Origin of the sequence: Bacillus multifaciens (assembly GCF_030756675.1) — a bacterium.
Classification (GTDB): domain Bacteria; phylum Bacillota; class Bacilli; order Bacillales; family Bacillaceae_G; genus Bacillus_A; species Bacillus_A multifaciens.
The window spans coordinates 1-17,010 of record NZ_JAVBXD010000024.1; the positions used below are offsets into that span (position 1 = coordinate 1).

Sequence of the window (17,010 nt, forward strand, 5' to 3'; positions counted from 1 at the left end):
CATCTATAAGTGACAGCCGAAGCCGCCTTTCAATTTCACACCATGCGGTGCAAAATGTTATCCGGTATTAGCCCCGGTTTCCCGGAGTTATCCCAGTCTTATAGGCAGGTTACCTACGTGTTACTCACCCGTCCGCCGCTAACTTCTTAAGAGCAAGCTCTTAAGAAGTTCGCTCGACTTGCATGTATTAGGCACGCCGCCAGCGTTCATCCTGAGCCAGGATCAAACTCTCCAATAAAGTGTTTGTCTAGCGTCATAAATAAAAATTGACGTTTCACGTTGTTTGTTTCGTTCAGTTTTCAAAGAACTTATCCATCGCTCAATTGCGACTTCCTCATGTTAACATCTTTGTTTTTCGATGTCAACATTGTTTTTTTCTTGTTTTTCATTTCGCTTTCTGCTCTCGTGCAGCAGCGACGTTTATTAATATAGCATGCTCATTTTAGATGGTCAATACTTTTTATAAAAAATTTCACATCCTGATTAAATACCTCTAAACACATAAAAAACAACAGACACCCTTAATCATCCAAAAATTCAGAAATCTATGTTATATTATTATTTATAGGAAGGTGAAAGGGATGAGCATTAAATACTCAAATAAAATCAATAAGATTAGAACTTTTGCATTAAGTTTAGTATTTATTGGACTTTTCATTGCATACTTAGGGGTCTTCTTTCGCGAAAACATTCTTGTTATGACAATTTTTATGATGATTGGCTTTTTTGCAGTCATCGCTAGTACTGTTGTTTATTTTTGGATTGGTATGCTATCAACAAAAACAGTTCAAGTCATTTGTCCATCTTGCAACAAACCGACTAAAATACTCGGACGAGTTGATGCTTGCATGCATTGTAACCAGCCTCTCACACTCGATCGAAATTTAGAAGGAAAAGAATTCGATGAAAAATACAATCGAAAGGGCTACAAAATGTAACAAAAGTCTATACTTACTTTCAATAAAAAAAGGCTGACTTAAATCGTCAGCCTCTTAATCAATTGTATTACTTATTACAGTCTTGACAAACACCGTAAATTTCTAAACGGTGACTATTGATTACAAAGCCTGTTGCTTTCGCAGCTTCATTCTCAATTTCCTCTAGACCCGCATACGAAAAATCAACAATTTTACCACATTTTTCGCAAATCACGTGATAATGCTGACTTGTAACGTAATCAAATCTGCTTGAGGCATCACCATAGGTAAGCTCTTTTACAAGCCCTACTTCCTTAAATACGCGTAGGTTATTATAAACTGTCGCAACACTCATATTTGGAAACTTACCTTCTAATGCTTTATAAATCTCGTCCGCTGTTGGATGCATCATAGATTCCACAAGGTACTCTAAAATAGCATGACGCTGTGGAGTAATGCGTACACCCGTATTTTTCAACATTTCCAGCGCTTCTTTTAATTCTTCTTTGACCACCGTCATGCCCCCCGATTCTATACGGATTATTATTTTGTAATTCTTATAAAGAGTGTACTCCTTTTCCTTCCACTCGTCAACATTTCTACTATAACTATGTATTTTATCCTTAAGCTTATTCCAAATTTAACAAACAGCGAAACGTAGTTAATGTGGAGGCCTTCTCCAGATAAAACTTCATTTTATTTTTAGATGATCGTATTTCTTTTTATACATTTACATGAAAAAAAGTGCGAGAAAGTCTCGCACATGAAAAACTATCATCTGAGGAGGTATGCCCTACACTGTTAGCATATGAAAAATCCCAAAAAAGTGTATAGTCATATGCCTTATATGTAAATTTTTACTAATTATTTTATTCTGCGCAAAATAACACTTACTAATAATAAAGTAACACCCATTAATCCTGATATCGGCATTTGTGAGCCTGTACTCGGTAATTTCTTATTTGTATCTTCTGTATTGTTCACTTTAGTATTTACAGACTTATCATCAATGTTCGAAGAATGACTTGTTAGGTTAACATCGCTAGTTTGATCTGGTTGATTGGTTTGATTCGTTTGGTCCATTTTACCCGCTTGATCCTTTTGATCTGTTTGGTCCGTTTTGCCCGTTTGATCTTTTTGATCTTTTTGATCTGTTTGGTCCGTTTTACCTACTTGATCCTTTTGATCTGTTTCACCTGTTTGATCTGGTTGATCTTTTTGATCTGTTTGACCATTTTGATCGCTAGTTGTTTGTTCTTGAACTTTAACAGGTTTAGAATCCGTTGCTTCCCAAATCGGTGCAGTTAATGTTGGATAATGTAAAGCTTCTATCTTTTGTCTTGTTTCCGGTGATGCTATAAGTCCCCATTTATCAAAGAAAGGTAGTAAATTTTGCTTTGCAAGCTTAGATGTATTGTAAATAAATGCTTGGATTTTCTCGTCACTTGTTTTCGGAAGCTCTGCTTTAGGTATGGAGCGGTACAATTGATGTAATTTTGGATAAAATTCCTCTCCAAAAGCTAAGTCCAATTGCCAAAACATCGCTAATTTCACAAAGACATCATCAATTTTGTTATAGTCTTTTTCCGATTGCGGCTTGCTTAAATACGTAAATGCTTTTTCATATGTTCCCTCCTCTAATCTTGATGGATTTCCGAAGGCACGCTGCACAGACATACTATAAATATTTGTCGTAACTTCTCCTAACCCATTCCAGAGCCAAGGAGTTTGTTGTCTTTGATGACCCATTTCATGCCAAGGTCCCCATCCGCCTTTTGTAAACTTATTTATATTTAATACATTTTGAATAGCGTCTCCAATATATGCTGTTCGACTAGAAGTCGCATACATATACCCATCAGAGTGATTATCCTCTACAAAGTGTATATAATGCTTATCCGCTTCTTCTTCAGATAAACCAGCAACGTGATCTTCAATTCTAATCGATTCATCTATTTTCTTTAACAGTTCTACAGGATCTGTATTCGAACCTATTAAATATTTTTTAACTCGTTCAGGGCTTGCCGTTATAAGTGAGCGTTCTCCTTTTAATTCCACCGCATGGGCGTTAGGATATGTACCTAGCATATTGATTAAATCTTGTTTCGTATGTTTGCCTAATTCAAAGAAAGGCGTAGGCGATCCCCCTGTTTTTATTTCAGCCGCTACTTCGCCGCCTTGTTGTGGATTGTATAAATAAATCATTCCACCATTTGGCGACTCAATTGTATTTTCGCCTGGTTTTAAAGTAAATGACTTTATTCGTGAATCTTCATTCCATACACCGTCGTAGGAGAATGTTCCTATATACGCTTGAATATTTTGCGTCCCCTCTACTTGAATTGTTATTTTTTCATTTGGGCTTGCATATAGCCCAGTTGGTTCATATGGACTAAATCGAAATTGACGTCTATCCCTATCTTTAATCTGATCTACATTCCCCTTACCCGTAACATGAAACGTGCGTTCAGTGGATACTTGTGCTTTTGTAGTTTGTCCTTGCGTTTCAGCTGAAACTTTTGCTACCTCTCCGATAAATGGAAAAGCAAGTACATTCACAGCTATAAACGTTTTCATTACTATTTTACTATTCCTTTTTCTATTACCTTTTTTCATACTACATCCCATTCCTTTCTATCACTTTCCAAACCTAGCATTCTATTAAAAATTTAATATATTTTTATACAATAATTACCTTAAGGATACAACCTCATTGCAAGTAGAGAAAAGAACACAAAACAACCATTTAAAAAATATTCCAAAAATTAACTCTATATATTTCTTCTCCATTTTTCTTTTCATTTCACACTGAGTTTAACATAAAATATGACATTTATCACCAAACTTCGACAAAAAATCCTTCATCACATTTATGATGAAGGATTAAACAACTTTTCTTTATCGTATTCAATTCAAGTAGAATCCCTAAAGTACTTTTTTCTTATAGATTTTCTTTCACAAATTGTAACGCTTCTTCAACATGGCCCTTAACTTTAACTTTCTTCCATTCCTTTACTAACTGTCCTTCTTTATCAACTATAAATGTCGATCTTTCAATGCCCATATACTCTTTTCCAAAGTTTTTCTTCAGCTTCCAAACACCGTACATTTCTGCAACTGTATGATCTTCATCAGCTAACAGCAAAAATGGCAAGTTATATTTTTCTATAAATTTTTCGTGTCGCTGTAAAGAGTCCGTACTTATCCCTAAAATTACACAATCTAACTCTCCAAAGGTTACATGATGATCGCGAAAATCGCACGCCTCAGTCGTACATCCTGGTGTCATATCTTTTGGATAAAAATAAATAACAACGTGTTTCCCACGAAAATCAGATAATTTTACTTGCTCTCCATTGCTTGCTTCTAACGTGAAATCCGGCGCCATTTGCCCTACTGTAATCATATACAATCACTCCTTCTATTTTACTTTCACTATATCAAATATCCTATTATTTTTCATTTTCCATAACTGTCCGCACAACAAATGCAAATGGCATCGTATATCCAATCAGTGCTTCTATAATGGCAATCCAACGACCAATTCCAATCGGCGTTACATCACCGTATCCAACTGATAACAATGTAATTGCACTAAAATATAAACATATTTCTACAAGAGCGAATGAATGATTCATTACTACTTTCCCGTCTTCTTCTAATACCGAAAATCCACTTTCCTCTAAAACAACATAACTAAGCGCAAATGCAATGAGTACCGTTGTATAAATAAGAAATAACGATATCAGATTATACAAAGAGAAAAAACGGTTTGATTCTCCTACCGAACTCCATAGTAATTGTATACTCCGCAATACAGCAATCGCAGCAATTAATAAAATAATTACCCACAACATGTCCTCCACCTCATTTTATTTGTATGAGGACAAACGGGGTTTTATCCCATATGAATAAGTAACTAATTCCCCGCACCGCGATATCGCTTTACTCCTAAATTCCAAGTGAAAAACCCAATTAAAAAACAAATAATCCCCACAATCGGTGTGACAAACGCATAAGAATTCCATTCTGTTTTTCCTAAAAAATAAGATGCTGGATACACACCAACAAAAGCAAACGGTAATATAAACGTTAAAACAAAACGAATGACGCGATTATAAATATTCACAGGATAACGTCCGTAGTTTCCGATGTTATACATGAGCGGCATAATCGAACTTCTTGCATCTGACCAAAAGCCAATACTTGCAAGCGTTACGAAAATCCCGCCATACACAAGTGCACCGCCTATCACCATCAATATAAATAAAAAGAAATCATACCAATGAAATGTTAATTGAAGCTGTAGTGCAGCATATCCCATTACACCAAAACCAGTTATTGCACCAAGAAGTGACTCCAATTCCATTCGTTCTAAGATGACTTGAAATAAACTATGAATCGGGCGTGTTAAAATGCGGTCCATTTCACCTTTTACGATATAACGATCATTAAAATCCCATATATTAAAGAATGAAGAAAAAATCGCAAACGGAACTAGGAAAAACCCATAAATAAAGATCACTTCTTCCCTATTCCATCCTTTTAACGCTTGCGTATGTCCAAATACAACAAGAATAAAAATTAAGTTTACTGCCTGTAACAATAAATCAGATAGTAAACCAACAATAAAATCCCCGCGATATTCTAGCTTCGTTTTTATATATTGACTTGCATATTGTAAAAACAACTTAAAATATAACATTCTCTCATCATCCCCCTTGTACAATCAGCCGTTTTCTTGCTGTTTTCCACATCATCACAATTGGAATAATGAGCAGCACTGCCCATATGATTTGAAATAATAAAGCTTTATAAATCGCCTCACCTTGCATTCCTTCCGAGAAAATCATACTCGGAATATAACTAATTGCTTGAAACGGCAGAAACGTCATTACTTTTTGCGCCCATAACGGATAGAAACTGATCGGAAGTAATAACCCTGAAAACAAATCAATCACTACGCGTTTTGCATACATAATTCCGTTATTATTAAATAAAAAGAACGTTAACATTCCTGTCATTAAGTTAATTTGTGTATTAATGATGAAACTAAATAATAACGACAAAAAGAAGTACAACCAAGTTTGAAAATTCGTTGTAATTTGCAGTGAGAATAACAATGTAACGATGACCATACCCGGAATAGAGAAGAAAGCAAATCGGAAAATCCCTTCCCCTAATCCTTGCATGACTTTCATACCCAAATAGTTATATGGACGAATTAACTCAACTGCAACCCGTCCTTCTTTAATTTCCATCGCAATCTCCCGGTCAATATTATTAAAATAAAATGCACGGGCCATCCAGGCAATTGCAATGTATGTTGTCATTTGTGTAACGGATAAACTTTCGATATTTTCTTTTCCGCTATAAATGGCTTGCCATAAAAAGTAATATGCTCCGATATTAATTGTATAAATGATAATACCGCTATAATAGTTTGTTCGATACGCAAGCATCATTAAAAAACGAACGCGAATCATTTCAATATACTTACCCATGAATCATGCCCTCTTCATAAATATTACGAATGATTTCTTCTGTAGAAACTTCATTAATTTTCAAATCTTTAATCCCAAAAGATTGGACAACTTTTGATATAAGCGTTGAAATCATGACTTCTTCATTTGGAATCTTGGCAATCCACGTATGTTGTTCTTTTCCTTGTGACCAAACTACATCATTATCAGGCATTAGCATCGCAATTTGCTGATAAGAAACAGAAGTTACAAATTGAAAATGAATTTCTTTTTCTGCTCCCCACTGCGAACGAAGCTTGTCTAAAGATCCGTCATACATTATTTTTCCTTCATCTAACATAACAACACGATCACAAAGCGCTTCAATATCTGTAATGTCATGCGTCGTTAATAAAATTGTTGTTTTATAGCGTTCATTCATTTCTTTTAGAAAATCACGAATTTTTAATTTCACGAGAACATCAAGACCAATTGTCGGTTCATCTAAAAACAATAGCGGCGGATTATGAATTAAAGCTGCCGCTAATTCACAGCGCATCCGTTGGCCAAGCGATAACTTTCGGACGGGCTTATCTAATAAAGGACCAATATCCAACGTTTCAATTACATGTTCCATATGTTCTTTATACTGCGCATCGGATACACCATATACTTTTTTTAACAAACGAAATGATTCTTGCACAGCAATATCCCACCAAAGCTGCGAACGTTGGCCAAACACAACACCTATTGTTTTCACAAATTCTTCCCTTTGTTTATGAGGATTCATGCCATTCACAGTAATTTGTCCAGCAGTCGGTGTCAAAATACCTGTTAGCATTTTAATAGTAGTGGATTTACCAGCACCATTTTCTCCAATATATCCAACCATCTCCCCTTGCTTTACAGTAAACGAAATATCATTTACTGCTGGGACAATTTTATAATTACGATTTAATAAATCTCGAAACGCTCCTTTTAATCCTGAGCGGCTTGAATACGATGTAAATTCTTTTCGTAAATCTTTTACGTCAATAACCGTCTCCATTACGATTCTCCTTTCTCTCTTCCACTCTAGTAAACAATAGCTTTCCTTGTTACATGCCTAACTATATATTTTTTCGACATATAAATCGCTGCTATGCTAAATACAACATGACCTCCACTCCATGGCATGTGGCAGAATAATGCCATGACCGCCTCTACGCACGGCCAGTCGCTCTCGACCATCTAAAAAAAGAGAGGTTTATGTCGTTTTTTCAACTTAAACATATAATTACCAATGCGTTAGTGAAAGCTTCAATTTCGCACAACGAATAGTTTACCCAACAGCAGCAACTTGTACAAACAATACGTCTTTTCCAAAAACATGTTAAAATAATACATAGATTTTTGTAAGGAGATGAATTTTCATGAAGTTCACAAAGTCAGAAGAATTACATAAAGAAGCTTTAGAACATATCGTTGGTGGTGTAAACAGTCCTTCTCGCTCTTTTAAAGCAGTTGGCGGCGGTTCACCAGTTGCAATGGAGCGCGGGAAAGGTGCTTACTTTTGGGACGTGGACGGCAACAAATATATCGATTATTTAGCAGCATACGGGCCGATTATTACAGGTCATGCTCATCCACATGTAACAGAAGCGATTAAAGTCGCTGCCGAAAATGGTGTGTTATACGGAACACCGACAGCTTTAGAAGTAAAATTTGCAAAAATGTTGAAAGAAGCTATGCCAGCAATGAATAAAGTACGTTTTGTAAACTCAGGAACAGAAGCTGTTATGACAACAATTCGCGTTGCTCGCGCTTATACAGGACGCACAAAAATTTTGAAATTTGCGGGTTGCTATCATGGACATTCTGATTTAGTGCTTGTAGCAGCAGGCTCTGGTCCTTCTACGCTTGGTACTCCTGATTCTGCTGGTGTACCACAAAGTATTGCACAAGAAGTAATTACAGTTCCTTTTAATAATGTAGATACACTAAAAGAAGCTTTAGATAAATGGGGACATGAAGTTGCCGCGATTCTTGTAGAACCAATCGTTGGAAACTTCGGTATTGTTGAACCAAAACCAGGCTTCCTTGAAAAAGTAAATGAACTTGTTCATGCAGCAGGTGCATTAGTGATTTATGATGAAGTTATTACAGCGTTCCGCTTTATGTATGGCGGTGCTCAAGATTTACTTAACGTGACACCAGACTTAACTGCACTTGGTAAAATAATCGGTGGTGGTCTTCCAATCGGTGCTTACGGCGGGAAAAAAGAAATTATGGAGCAAGTTGCACCGCTCGGTCCTGCTTATCAAGCGGGTACAATGGCTGGAAACCCTGCTTCTATGGCTGCTGGTATCGCATGCTTAGAGGTACTTAAGCAAGAAGGCGTATATGAAAAACTAGATGAACTTGGAGCAATGCTTGAAAAAGGTATTCTAGAACAAGCAGCGGCACACAACATTGACATTACATTAAATCGCCTAAAAGGTGCTTTAACAGTATACTTTACAAAAGATAAAATCGAAGACTACGATGCTGCCCAAAATACAGACGGTGAAATGTTCGGTAAGTTCTTCAAACTAATGCTTCATGAAGGAATTAACTTAGCACCATCTAAATATGAAGCATGGTTCTTAACTACAGAACATACAAAAGAAGACATTGAATACACAATTGAAGCCGTGGGCAGAGCATTTGCTGCCTTAAAATAAAATGTAACTGCTCAGTTACTTTCTGAAAAACCGACAGAAAAGCATTTTTTAAATGGGCGAGAGGGACTGGCGATGCATAGAAGCGGTCAGGGCCTTTTCCTGCCACATGCCAGGTTTGAAACAAAAAGAGCTAGCCAGTAGCGGGCATGTCGTATTCTACATAGCAACAATCTATGTGTTAAAAAATCAAAGTGGATTTATATAAAACAGAGGCGATCCTCTGTTTTTTTATTTTTACTATTTCATAAATTACACAACAATAGTATAATTATTCATAATTATCTGTCTTTATCGCAACATAAAGAGTCATCTTACTACTTCTCGTCAGTGTTTCACTTTATTATTTCTAAATATTAGGTGTCGTACACCTTTAATATTTTGATTATTCTAAATTCAAAAAGAGGGGGATTGGCGAATGCCGGGTACAACTAATAAATGGACACCATCTTTATTTCGAAATTATGCACGTGCCGAACATGATGCATGTGGAATCGTTTCCGTGATGGAGAAACGAAACATTCCAACGAAAGAAAACATCGATCTTTGCATACAGTCACTTGTAAAAATGAATCACCGCGCTGGATTTATTAATAACGAAGGCGATGGAATCGGAATTCATATCGATCTTCCGAAAGCACTTTGGAAAGAAAAATTAATGAAAAATGGTTATAATCCAACATTAGTGGACCATCCTCACTTTATCGTTGGGCATTTTTTTCTACAGCAAAAACAAAGTGCACATGCCTTACAAAATGATATTCGCTCCTTACTACAGAGAGAAAATGTAACGATTATATTTGAAACTAGCACTGTAACTAACTCTGATGCCCTCGGACCTATCGGTAAACAAGAAGAACCGCTATTTTGGCAAATTGCCGTTATTCCAGAAAAACAACATGAAAAGATTGACCAATTATTATTCTCGCTAACGATAGAAATCGAAAAAAATGAAGCGATTCATGTTGCGTCATTCAGTCCAGATCATGTTGTTTATAAGGTGCTCGGAGCTGGCGATACACTTGTATCCTATTATGCTGACCTGCAACATCCACTCATCGCATCTACAATGACTCTTGGACATAACCGTTATTCTACGAATACACTATCTAATTTTTTTCGCGTTCAACCTTTTAGCATCCTTGGACATAATGGAGAAATTAATACGATTGCTAAGCTGCGAGATCAATCTGAAATGATTGATGTGCCACTTACAAATGGCGGCAGTGACTCGCAAGATTTAAACCGTACACTAGAAACACTTCTTACCAACTACAACTATAGCTTATTCGAAGCAATGGACATATTATTTCCACCAATTATTAATGAAATTAAATTATACAAGCCGCATATGCAAGACTTATATACGTATATACGTGAAGCATGGGGACATTTCGCTCAAGGACCGGCTGGAATTATTTCACGCCATAAAGATGAAGCTGTTTTTAGCGTAGACTCCCTTGGTTTACGCCCCGTTTGGAAAGTAGAAACGGAAAGCTCTTATATTTTTTCCTCTGAACCAGGTGTTATTTCTCCGGCTGAATATGTCGCAGAACCAAAATCACTTGCTCCAGGTGAAAAAATAGGGCTGAAGCGAAACCTAGAAGGCGACCTTATTTTATATGAATATGATGCCTACCAAAAAGAAGTATATACACGTATGAAGCAACGAATTGAATCTGTTGACTATCGTCATCATCTACAAGCTCCGCCAACAGATGAATTAGATCACCTTGTTTCAATTACAGAAGTAAAAACGGAGCAATACGCGGCTTTCGGCTGGGACCGCGAACATATTCAACTTCTCGAGCAAATGGCTGAAAAAGGCGCTGAACCAATTCGCTCCCTCGGTCATGATGCCCCTCTTACAGCACTCGATGCAGGAAGACGAAATATCGCTGATTTTATAAAGGAAAGCGTTGCAGTTGTAACAAATCCTGCAATTGATCGCGACCGAGAAGTAGAGCACTTTTCTACACGTACAATTGTAGGAAAACGGCCAAAGCTGCACGCGGCAAACGAACAACCATTTATTGTAGAACTTCCAAGTCCAGTTGTCTTAGAGGGAGCAGCCGGACAACAAGCTGCAAGTCATCTAGATACAGTTTCTTCTGAACAACTCATCCGTATGTTCGCTCTGCACAGCACTGTCTATAAATTGTCTGGAACGTTTACAGAGGATGAAACTTTAGGTGCGGCGCTGAATCGACTTGGGGCAGAAGCTGTGGCAGCAATAAAAAAAGGCACATCACTTCTTATCATTGATGATGCAAAAGCTCATCAAAACGGCCAATTATGGGTTGATCCACACTTACTTACAGCCAAAATTCATCAAGAGCTCGTGAAGCATAAACTCCGCCGTGATTGTGCAATTGTCGTACGTTCCGGGGCACTTCGTTCTTTACACGACATTGTGACTTTATATGGTTTAGGAGCAGATGTTATCAATCCATACCTTACATTTGCAACAGTAAACGATGGAACAGAAACGCCTCTTCTCAACTTATATAACGCATTGAATAAAGGAATTGAAAAAGTGATTTCAACACTTGGAATTCATGAATTACGCGGCTATGGTCGCCTCTTCTCTTCCATCGGTCTACACGAAGAAATTGCACAGATATTGGATATTACAAATTTCCTTGGATCTAGTAGGTTGGCTTTTTCACTAAAAACACTAGCAGAAGATGCAAAAGCCCGGGCAATCGATTATACAAATGAAAAAGCAAACATACGAAAAACGTTTCATCTATTCCCGCGCATATGGAAAGCGATTGGAGATATTGCCAAAGGAAATGCATATGATGACTACCGTGAAAAGCTAAATGAATTAGAAGAAAAGAATCCAACGGCAATTCGTCACCTTATAAAAATAAAAGAAACAAATCATAAAGCGCCAATTGAAAAAGTTTCAATTGCAGTAAACGCTCATAGTCTCCCATTTATTATTAGCTCGATGTCATTTGGCTCACAAAATGAAATTGCCTTCCGTGCTTATGCCGAGGCTGCTGACCGATTAAATATGATTAGTTTAAACGGTGAAGGCGGCGAAATTAAAGATATGATTGGTAAATATCCACATACACGCGGGCAACAGATTGCATCAGGAAGATTTGGCGTCAACGCTGAACTCCTCAATTCATCTAACTTAATTGAAATTAAAATTGGGCAAGGAGCAAAACCAGGAGAAGGCGGACATTTACCAGGTTCAAAAGTAACAGCAAAAATTGCAGAAGCGCGAAATGCAACAATTGGTTCGGATTTAATCTCACCTTCCAATAACCATGACATTTATTCGATTGAAGATTTAGCGCAAATCATTACTGAAATTAAAACTGCCAATCAACACGCGAAAGTAGCTGTTAAAGTTCCTGTTGTCCCTAATATTGGAACCATTGCAGTAGGCATCGCCAAAGCTGGTGCTGACTTTATTAACATTAGCGGTTTCGATGGCGGGACAGGTGCCGCACGTATTCATGCCCTGCAGCACGTTGGTCTTCCTGTTGAAATTGGTGTCAAAGCTGCTCATAACGCCCTGTTAGAAGCTGGAATGAGAGAGCGTGTAGAAATTTGGGCTGACGGCGGCATCCGCAGTGCTGCAGATGCATTAAAAATTATGCTTCTTGGTGCAAACCGCATCGGCTTCGGTACACTGTCTATGATTGCGATCGGTTGTACGACATGCCGAGGCTGTCATTTAGATACTTGTCATGTCGGGATTGCAACGCAAATTGAATCAGAAGCACAAGCGAAAGAACATGGGCTGCGTCGCTTCGTACCGCGAAATTTCGAAAGTGCTGTAGAAGGATTGTTACATTTATTCACAGCTTTTGGCACAGAGCTAAAACGATTAACAGCGCAGCTTGGTTATAACAACTTACAAGAAATTGTCGGCCGTTCTGATTTATTAGAACAAACACACGGCCAGCATTTACTAAATTTACATTACTTATTACAAACATTAGAAGATGTAACATACAATACCTTGCAAACAGCAGCGCATCAAGAAGGTAGTAAAGCTCATTATTCTATTACATCTAAAGAACTTATTAGCATTGGCGTTGACCAACGTGTGATGGGCGGCATGGAATCTTGCTATCGCACTCGCAGTAAGCTATATGAAAATCGCGTATTAGAGCCGATCACATTAAAATATACAAACGGGTCTGTTCCTGGAAATGGACTAGGCGCCTATAATAGCGAAAACCTCTTTATTCACGTCAACGGCGGTGCACAAGACGGCATTGGAAAAACAGCTTTTGGCGGTGGGATTTATATTACAAAAACAAAAGGAAAAGATGGGAAATACTATAACGGTTCTGTTGGAAAAGGATTCGGATACGGCGCACAAAAAGGAGCATTATATGTACAAGGAAATGCTGACGCTAGAGCAGGGATTCGTCTATCAGGAGCTGATATGATTATTGGCGGAAGAATGACAAAACCACTCCCGAAAGAAGAGCATGGAAATATCGGTATTCACGCTAATATAAAAGGATTTGCTTTTGAATATATGACAAACGGCCGTGCGCTCGTCCTCGGTGACCCTGGCCCGTGGATTTGTGCCGGAATGACAGGCGGGGTTGTCTACTTACGTCATCATCCTGATTTTGGCTTAACAGAACAATCATTAAGACGACGAATTGCAAAAGGAGCGAATGTTACGCTTCGTCCGCTCAGCAAAATAGGAGAATCTGATGTGAAAGAGCTGTTATTAGATTACATTCGTATATTAAATGAGCATGAACAATACGAAGAGGCCCTGCTCCTCTCACCTTTGCTAACCAATCTAAATTCTCATTTCTACGAAGTAATTCCAACAAAAGAGCAAGCCGATCCATCTGTTTCAACAGAGTAAAGCAAAAGGATAACAGCTTTCTTATTGACGACTTTTCATTCTCATAGTACTCTATAACAAATTACAAAAACCTGCTGAAATTCAGCAGGTTTTTTCATTAAAATACTACTTGCTAACATAAGTTAATGAATGTATAGTATCATATTGTACATTCATTCTGACAAGAAAGAAAGGATATAGAAAAGAGTATGAAACTTGGTGCTCGCGTTTTAAAAACGGGTATTGCCATTACATTAGCTTTATTTACATGTGTACTGCTTGGATTACCAAGCCCTGTATTTGCGGGAATCTCAGCAATTTTTGCTGTACAGCCTTCTGTGTACCGCTCATATTTAACAGCTTTAGAACAAATTCAAGCAAATGTAATGGGAGCAATTTTTGCAATTGTCTTTGTATTTGCTTTTGGAAGTAATCCTCTTACTATTGGATTAACGTGCATATTAGTTATTGCACTTGCTTTAAAATTACATCTAGAAAATACCATTTCTATTGCGCTCGTAACGGTTATTGCCATTATGGAATATCAAGGAGCAAATTTCTTTGATTTTGCCCTATTACGATTCGCAACAATTATGATTGGGATTATTGCGGCATCTCTCGTAAACTTAATATTTATGCCGCCAAAATACGAAACAAAACTCTATCATAAAATCGTGGATAGTACAGAAGAAATTGTAAAATGGATTCGAATGAGCAGTAGGCAGGCATCTGATTTCACAACATTGAAAACAGATATTGACCGTATGAAAGAAAGAATGATTCGTTTAAACCATTACTATTTGTTGTATAAAGAAGAAAGAAGTTATACAAAAAAAGTACAAGTTGCTAAAATTCGTAAACTAGTCCTATTTAGACAAATGTTAGCAACAACAAGTCGCGCTTTAAGTACATTAAAGGCGCTCCATCGAACAGAGAACGAGTTACGATATATGCCAGAATCATTTCAAGAATCGATTCAAAATGAGCTGGATTCATTAACTCATTATCATGAGCAAGTATTGCTCAAATTTATCGGGAAAGCAAAGAAACAACAATCTGTTGAAATACTTGACGAAGTTTCTGTTGGAAAACAACAACTAATTGATATATTTATGAACTATCAAAATAAAGATGACGAAGAAAGCTATCGAATATGGCTTCATTTGTTTCCTCTCGTTTCAGCTATTATTAATTATAGCGAAGAAGTAGAACATTTAGATTTACTTGTAGACAGTTTCTATACGTATCACAACCCAGAAGATGAACTACAAATTCACGAAAAACAAGAGGACGAATAAGAAAACGACCCTTTCCTATTATGAAGGGGTCGTTTCTTTTATATTTTGAATTTGATATAAATTATAGTAATAACCACGCTTTTCCATTAATTGCTGATGCGAACCCTTTTCTTTTATTTCACCATCTTCTAAATAAATGATTGTATCTACGTGTGTAATTGTCGATAATCGATGCACAATCATAATTGTAGTTCGATCAGCCGCTAACGTTTGCAATGCTTCTTGAATATAACGTTCATTTTCTAAATCAAGCGCAGATGTAGCTTCGTCTAAAATAAGCAACGACGGATTTTTTAAAAATACACGCGCAATCGCGATGCGTTGCCTTTGACCACCAGACAATTTTACACCTCTTTCCCCGACCACCGTTTCATATCCGTCCGGTAAACTCATAATAAAATCATGAATATGTGCGGCTTTAGCTGCTTCGACTACCTCTTCATCTGCCGCTTCTGGTCTTCCATATAAAATATTGGCACCAATTGTATCGCTAAATAAAATATTATCTTGCAAGACAAGACCAATATGACTGCGTAAATTCCGCGCATTATAGTTTCTAACGTCCATCTCATCTACATAAATCGCTCCTTTAGAAACGTCATAAAAGCGCGGAATTAAACTGGCAAGCGAAGACTTTCCACCCCCGCTTAAACCAACAAGTGCTACTTTCTCACCTGGTGAAATAGATAAAGAAATATTTCGGAGTACATCTTGTTCCTTTTCATTATAACGAAATGAAACATTTTCAAATATAATCTCACCTCGAAGCGACTTCTTTGTAATCGCATTGGGACAATCTACAATATCATACTCTTCATCTAGTAATTCAAAAACGCGGTCCATAGAGGCAAAAGCTTGTGTAAGTGTCGTCGAAGAGTTTACAAGGCGGCGCAGCGGACTATATAAACTATCCATATATCCAACAAAAGCTACCATTGTGCCCAGCGTTAACGATCCATGAATGACTTCATAAGCAGCAAAAGCAATTACGATTAAAGGTCCAAGATCCGTTAATGTGTTTACAGTAGAAAATGTCCTTGCTGTCCAGCTTGTATGAGTTAATGCCTTTGTTAAAAATGCACTGTTTTTCTCTTGAAATTTCTCTTTTTCATACTCCTCTAAAGCAAAGCTTCGCGTGACTTGCATCCCTTGAATACGCTCATGTAAATAGCCTTGCATCGTTGCCAGCGCTTGTGAACGCTCTCGTGTTAATGTTCGAAGACGACTGAAAAAATACTTAACTGCAATTACGTACAAAGGCAGTACGAGTAAGGAAACGAGCGTTAATTTCACATTCATCGAAAACATAACCGTAATCGCAATAAAAATCGTTGCTGTATCAAGCCACACATTCATTAATCCAGTAATAACGAAGTCTTTCGTCTGCTCAACATCGTTTATTACACGAGAAATAACTTCACCCGTCTTTGTATTAGAATAAAATCGTAAGCTTAATTTTTGTAAGTGCGCGAAAATATGTTTTCTCAAATCATACAACACTGCATTTCCAATACGCTGCGCAAAGTATTGGCGATAGTATTCAATCGGCGGACGTAATACCGCAAAAATAAACATAGCAATCCCGATAGCCACAAATAATTGAGATGTTTTCTGCTCTAGTGAACTTCCGCCTTGAATAATATCATCAATAATATACTTTAATAACCACGGCATAATAAGCGGAATACCAAATTTAATAAGACCGATTACAATGGTAATCGTAATGAGCCACCGATATGGCTTTACGAATTGGAGATACCGTTTGATTCCTTGCATGCCTCTCCCTCCCATCATGTT

Annotated in this window: 12 protein-coding genes and 1 rRNA gene; 4 read left to right on the forward strand and 9 right to left on the reverse strand. The window is 37.3% G+C overall.

Going from position 1 to position 17,010, the window contains the following annotated elements; translation table 11 throughout:
- Positions 1-238 (reverse strand): 16S ribosomal RNA (locus Q9306_RS15345); the annotation flags it as partial.
- Between the two features lie 343 nt (positions 239-581).
- On the opposite strand from Q9306_RS15345, the gene Q9306_RS15350 reads away from it, so the two are divergent.
- Complete coding sequence (locus Q9306_RS15350; protein ID WP_306199936.1) at positions 582-938, forward strand: YgzB family protein; 357 nt, start codon at positions 582-584, stop codon at positions 936-938.
- Positions 939-1,005: 67 nt separating this feature from the next.
- On the opposite strand, the gene perR is transcribed toward Q9306_RS15350, so the two are convergent.
- The 7 genes from perR to Q9306_RS15385 all read right to left on the reverse strand — a co-directional run bounded on the left by perR (position 1,006) and on the right by Q9306_RS15385 (position 7,427).
- Positions 1,006-1,431, reverse strand: a complete 426-nt coding sequence (perR, locus tag Q9306_RS15355) for a peroxide-responsive transcriptional repressor PerR (RefSeq protein WP_306199939.1) — start codon at positions 1,429-1,431, stop codon at positions 1,006-1,008.
- Between the two features lie 350 nt (positions 1,432-1,781).
- Positions 1,782-3,494, reverse strand: coding sequence for a M60 family metallopeptidase (locus Q9306_RS15360; RefSeq protein ID WP_306200111.1), 1,713 nt, complete (start codon positions 3,492-3,494; stop codon positions 1,782-1,784).
- Positions 3,495-3,858: 364 nt separating this feature from the next.
- Positions 3,859-4,323: a thioredoxin-dependent thiol peroxidase gene (gene bcp / locus Q9306_RS15365; RefSeq protein WP_306199942.1), complete on the reverse strand. Its 465-nt coding sequence runs from the start codon at positions 4,321-4,323 to the stop codon at positions 3,859-3,861.
- Positions 4,324-4,369: 46 nt separating this feature from the next.
- Complete coding sequence (locus Q9306_RS15370; RefSeq protein WP_306199945.1) at positions 4,370-4,774, reverse strand: potassium channel family protein; 405 nt, start codon at positions 4,772-4,774, stop codon at positions 4,370-4,372.
- 62 nt (positions 4,775-4,836) lie between these two features.
- Complete coding sequence (locus Q9306_RS15375; protein WP_306199947.1) at positions 4,837-5,622, reverse strand: ABC transporter permease; 786 nt, start codon at positions 5,620-5,622, stop codon at positions 4,837-4,839.
- Positions 5,623-5,629: 7 nt separating this feature from the next.
- Entirely contained in the window at positions 5,630-6,421 is a 792-nt protein-coding gene (locus Q9306_RS15380; RefSeq protein ID WP_090916989.1) for an ABC transporter permease, read from the reverse strand.
- Complete coding sequence (locus tag Q9306_RS15385) at positions 6,414-7,427, reverse strand: ABC transporter ATP-binding protein (protein WP_306199951.1); 1,014 nt, start codon at positions 7,425-7,427, stop codon at positions 6,414-6,416. Before Q9306_RS15385 ends, Q9306_RS15380 begins: the two co-directional genes overlap by 8 nt.
- A gap of 364 nt (positions 7,428-7,791) precedes the next feature.
- On the opposite strand from Q9306_RS15385, the gene hemL reads away from it, so the two are divergent.
- The 3 genes from hemL (at position 7,792) to Q9306_RS15400 (ending at position 15,213) form a co-directional block, all read left to right on the forward strand.
- The gene (gene hemL / locus Q9306_RS15390) at positions 7,792-9,081 is read left to right on the forward strand and encodes a glutamate-1-semialdehyde-2,1-aminomutase (RefSeq protein ID WP_306199954.1); all 1,290 of its coding nucleotides are present in this window, start codon (positions 7,792-7,794) and stop codon (positions 9,079-9,081) included.
- A 415-nt stretch (positions 9,082-9,496) separates the two neighbouring features.
- Positions 9,497-13,936: a glutamate synthase-related protein gene (locus tag Q9306_RS15395; RefSeq protein WP_306199958.1), complete on the forward strand. Its 4,440-nt coding sequence runs from the start codon at positions 9,497-9,499 to the stop codon at positions 13,934-13,936.
- 188 nt (positions 13,937-14,124) lie between these two features.
- On the forward strand, positions 14,125-15,213 hold the full coding sequence (locus Q9306_RS15400) for an FUSC family protein (RefSeq protein ID WP_098918442.1): 1,089 nt from the start codon (positions 14,125-14,127) through the stop codon (positions 15,211-15,213).
- Positions 15,214-15,231: 18 nt separating this feature from the next.
- Here Q9306_RS15400 and Q9306_RS15405 read toward each other — a convergent pair whose 3' ends face one another.
- Positions 15,232-16,989 carry an ABC transporter ATP-binding protein gene (locus Q9306_RS15405; RefSeq protein WP_306199962.1) on the reverse strand — a complete coding sequence of 586 codons (1,758 nt, stop codon included), beginning with the start codon at positions 16,987-16,989 and terminating at the stop codon, positions 15,232-15,234.
- Between the last annotated feature and the right edge of the window lie 21 nt (positions 16,990-17,010).

Coding starts and splice junctions, on each gene's coding strand:
- Q9306_RS15370 (WP_306199945.1), bottom strand. CDS start 4,774: ATGTTGTGGGTAATTATTTTATTAATTGCTGCGATTGCTGTATTGCGG.
- Q9306_RS15375 (WP_306199947.1), bottom strand. CDS start 5,622: ATGTTATATTTTAAGTTGTTTTTACAATATGCAAGTCAATATATAAAA.
- Q9306_RS15350 (WP_306199936.1), top strand. CDS start 582: ATGAGCATTAAATACTCAAATAAAATCAATAAGATTAGAACTTTTGCA.
- Q9306_RS15380 (WP_090916989.1), bottom strand. CDS start 6,421: ATGGGTAAGTATATTGAAATGATTCGCGTTCGTTTTTTAATGATGCTT.
- Q9306_RS15385 (WP_306199951.1), bottom strand. CDS start 7,427: ATGGAGACGGTTATTGACGTAAAAGATTTACGAAAAGAATTTACATCG.
- Q9306_RS15400 (WP_098918442.1), top strand. CDS start 14,125: ATGAAACTTGGTGCTCGCGTTTTAAAAACGGGTATTGCCATTACATTA.
- bcp (WP_306199942.1), bottom strand. CDS start 4,323: ATGATTACAGTAGGGCAAATGGCGCCGGATTTCACGTTAGAAGCAAGC.
- hemL (WP_306199954.1), top strand. CDS start 7,792: ATGAAGTTCACAAAGTCAGAAGAATTACATAAAGAAGCTTTAGAACAT.
- Q9306_RS15395 (WP_306199958.1), top strand. CDS start 9,497: ATGCCGGGTACAACTAATAAATGGACACCATCTTTATTTCGAAATTAT.
- Q9306_RS15405 (WP_306199962.1), bottom strand. CDS start 16,989: ATGCAAGGAATCAAACGGTATCTCCAATTCGTAAAGCCATATCGGTGG.
- Q9306_RS15360 (WP_306200111.1), bottom strand. CDS start 3,494: ATGAAAACGTTTATAGCTGTGAATGTACTTGCTTTTCCATTTATCGGA.